General features: G+C 61.5%; 3 protein-coding genes. All 3 read right to left on the bottom strand.

Features of this window, described 5'->3' with window-relative positions:
- Positions 1-711: cytochrome P450 (locus tag GY725_22915; protein ID MCP4007042.1), on the bottom strand; the 711-nt coding region annotated here is incomplete at its 3' end.
- 27 nt (positions 712-738) lie between these two features.
- On the bottom strand, positions 739-2,415 hold the full coding sequence (locus GY725_22910) for an NAD(P)/FAD-dependent oxidoreductase (protein MCP4007041.1): 1,677 nt from the start codon (positions 2,413-2,415) through the stop codon (positions 739-741).
- 151 nt (positions 2,416-2,566) lie between these two features.
- The coding region (locus tag GY725_22905; protein MCP4007040.1) for a fumarylacetoacetate hydrolase family protein at positions 2,567-2,716 on the bottom strand (150 nt) is incomplete at its 5' end.

Here is a 2,716-nt window from a genome sequence, read left to right as displayed (position 1 = left end):
CTGCAAGAGGTCCCGGCAGCGTCTTCCTTCCTCTTCGCGTCGGTCGAGGATCTCCGTGATCAGTTCGACGAGTTTCTTACGTGCCCGATCCCTGGCCCTGAACGATGGCAGGGGCAGGTTGTGGTTTACATAGGCGAATGCATCCGTGCCGCGCTCCAGGTCCTGGAATGCGTGCGCGAATTCACTGCCCTTGCGGGCCAGGTCATCGCGAAACTCCTGGCCGATCAAGGTGGCGGTCGATGTATACGTGGTCAGTTCACCGAAGAAGGCCAGAAGATCGATCTCGCCGGAGTCGCCCAGGCGATCGCACATCATTTCCGTTTCGCGGGAGATTACGTCGGCGTGTCGACGCATGTGCTCGTCGCGCAGCGCTCGCGTGCGCAGGGCCTTCTTGCGCTGTTCGACCGGTAGATCGAAAATGACGCCAGGCCCGAAAATCGGCTGCATGAAGGGATAGGCGAGAGCCTGATTGAGTTGCTCGTCGGGCGCGCGAAAGAACGCCATCTGGGCTTCGGGGCCGCTGAGCAGTGCGACGCGAGTGCCGGCCAGATTGATCTCGCCGACTTCGCCGCACTCGTTGCGAACCCGCCAGAACAGATCGATCGGGGCGCGTCGCAGTTCAATCAGGTGGCCGAGGAAGGGGAGGCCTCGGGACAGACGCGGGGGTTTCGTTCCGTCGCCTTCAGGCCTGACGTCGCGGGCAGTCGTCATCGTCCAATCCCTCCAACCTCGTGTCGATCAGTGACTCTCTCTCCACGCATCCCAGTCTTCTCTCAGTTCGGGCAGGGCCTCGCGATCTCCGAGGACCTCTCCGCCTCTCACCGACGAGTTCAGGTCCGATTCCAGGACTTCGCTGGCCGTCGCAACGCCACCTTGCATTACGCCGTTGATGCCCGGCCCCGAAGGCGTGCTGGCGCCACACAGGAACAGTCCTTCGATCTCGGTCCGCGGACCGACGCGCATCGGCCCGGCCTGACTACAGGACATCTCGATGCCGTAGGAAGTTCCCCCGGTCGAGCGCGTGAAACGCTCCTGACTGATGGGCGTTGCGGCCTCGCGCCAGACGATGTGCTCGCGCAGATTCGGGATGACGGACTCGGAGACATCGATGAGGTGGTCCACCAGTGCTTCTTTGCGCTTGCGGTATTCCGGATCCCGGTGATAACTGCCGCCGTCGGCGGGACCCTGCTTCACGTTCCAGACCGAGTAGTCTCGCGGCACCAGAGTCATGATCTGCAGATTCGTATGTCCCTTGGGTGCGAGGTGGCGGCTTTCGGGATCCTTGAGGCTTGCCGTGGTGATGTAGGCCATCGCATTGGACGAGATCTTTCCCGCATCCAGGTCGTCGTACACGCTCTCGATGTCGGAGCTGCCCCAGATGAAGTGATTGCTATTGGGCATGCCCTGGGCGGCCAGGTCGATGTCGAGTCCCAGGTACACACAGAACAGTGGCACGGCCATCTTCAGCGAACGGATGTGTTCCAGCGTCTCGGGTTTGAGATGCTCTTCGCCGATCAGGTCGTTGAAGGTTCGCTTCAGGTCGGCGTTGGAGACCACGACCGGAGCGTCGATTTCTTCGGGCTTCTGATTCTTCCGGCCGACCACGACTCCGACCACGCGTCCCTTTTCGATCCGGATCCGATCGACCGGGCAGCGGGTTCGCACCTCGCCTCCGTAGGCTCGAATGGCTTCGACCAGTCGCCCCGCGATGACCTGACCCCCGCCCTCGGGGTAGTAGGCTCCGCGCAGGAAGTGGTCGGTGAGTCCGGCCGCCATGACTGTTGGAGTGTCGGAAGGTCGCACTGCGTAACAACCCTGCTCGCCCAGAAGAACCGCAGCGGCTTGCTGGGAAAGTCCGTGCTCGGCGAAGATTTCGGTCACGGGCCGCAAGCCCGCCTGCAGGAAGATCGGCGCTTCTGTGGCCAGATCTTCCATTTCGATCTCGCCTCGTGCCAGTCGCTGACTGGCACCTACGACTTCTTGCATGACGTCGAGCACGCCATTGAGTGGTCCGGGTTCGTTCGGAAAGGCTTTGTTCAGGCGGGAGCGATAGTTGTCCCAGCCAAACGGGATGCGAAAATCCAGGTCCGGAAAATGCAAAGTGGAATAGCCATCTGAATCGAGGGGGCGGAAGACCACTCGCTCGGCCAATCCCAGACTGTTCAGGATGCGGGTGATCGAACCATCTCGACCGCACTCTCCGATGTAGTGGATGCCGACGTCGAATTCGAATTCCTTGCCCTTGTCTTTGCGCCGGAACACCTGACTGTTCCCGCCGGCAATGTAGTGAGCCTCCAGGACCAGCGTCCGGGTCCCCTTGGCGCACAGATAGGCCGCTGTGACCAGGCCTCCGAGGCCCGATCCGATTACGATCGCATCAAACTTCTCGCGTCCATCCGATGTCTTGCTCGTCATCGCTCGCCTCCTGCCGCAGTGAACTCTGTCTGGCAGGGACGAGTGTACAGCAGCGGGCACGACGGCTGCTGAGTCGGTGCCGTCGGTCGGTTCGCCTCTCGGCGACGGGTCGGTTCGCCTCCCGACGGGGCTGATTAGCTCAGAAGTGATCTCAATCCAGGACCTGTTCCACCACGCTATTGGTCAACATTCCAATGCCGCTCACTTCGACCTCGATCACATCTCCGGCCTTCAGGAAGTGGGGTGGTTTCATCAAGCCACCTGCGCCTTCTGCAGAACCGGTGACGATCACATCACCGGG

The organism is bacterium (assembly GCA_024226335.1).
Lineage (GTDB): Bacteria > Myxococcota_A > UBA9160 > SZUA-336 > SZUA-336 > JAAELY01.
Note: the sequence above shows the minus strand (reverse complement) of the source record. Positions and strands in the feature narration are given on the sequence as shown.

Bases quoted from the DNA above. Each gene is read 5' to 3' on its own strand.
- GY725_22910 (MCP4007041.1), bottom strand. From the start codon at position 2,415: ATGACGAGCAAGACATCGGATGGACGCGAGAAGTTTGATGCGATCGTA.